General features: G+C 73.6%; 1 protein-coding gene. It reads right to left on the bottom strand.

Going from position 1 to position 872, the window contains the following annotated elements:
- Positions 1-872, bottom strand: an 872-nt coding sequence (locus tag MBTS_RS23470) for a non-ribosomal peptide synthetase (RefSeq protein WP_192216620.1), incomplete at both ends; no start/stop codon positions are given.

Here is an 872-nt window from a genome sequence, read left to right as displayed (position 1 = left end):
CGGTCGAGCTCGCCATAGGTGAGGCTGGCGTTGCCGGCGACCACGGCGTCCCGCTCGGGCAGCTCGGCCGCCCTGGCGGCGATCTCGTCGTGGATGCCGCGATCGTCCGCGAAGGGCGCGGTGGTGGCGTTGAGCGCGGCCACGATCGCCGCCTCTTCCTCCGGCACGAGGGGGAGCGCGCCGAGGCGGATTTCCGGATCGGCCAGGAAGGATTGGAGGAAGGCCGCGAACTGCCCGGCCATGGCTTGCGCGACCTCGACCTCGAAGGTCCGGCCGCAGACGAGGAGCTCCGCCCGGCTTTCGCCCTCGCTCAGGACCAGCGCAAGTTCGGAGCCGGTACGCGCCAGGAGACCCGGTTTCGCACCGCCATGGACCAGGCCGATCTTGCGCCATGCGACGGCCCTTTCGCGCATGTCCGGCGAGGCGGCGCGTTGCGGGAGATCGGCGGCCAGAAGGCCCCTGGCGGCGACGTCCGCGCGCTCGGCTGCGAACGCCGTCCGGAGCTCCGCGACAGAACCGTCCCGGTCGACGGCCAGGGTCAGGGGGCGGTCCGGCAGGAACCATGGCCAAGTATCGCGTTCGGAATCTGAGGCGGCCTCGCTGAGCCCCAGCGTGATCCGGGGCGTGTCGCAGACGAGGCCGATCCAGGCGAGGAAGGCCGCCGCCGCGTCGTCCAGGCTCGCCGTCCGGGCAAGCGGGATGGCGATGGCATGCGGCGCGGCCTCGGAGCCCCCGGCCCCGCGACGGGGATAGGGCAGCGTCGGCGCGGCGACATCGGCTAGGCGCTCGATCCAGAACGCTTCGTGGGCGGCGGCGGGGCGCTGGGCGGCGGCGATCGCCTCGGCGCGCGGGCCTTCGATCTCGGGCAGGAC

Origin of the sequence: Methylobacterium bullatum (assembly GCF_014845095.1) — a bacterium.
GTDB lineage: Bacteria > Pseudomonadota > Alphaproteobacteria > Rhizobiales > Beijerinckiaceae > Methylobacterium > Methylobacterium bullatum.
This window is presented reverse-complemented; position numbering and strand designations above follow the sequence as displayed.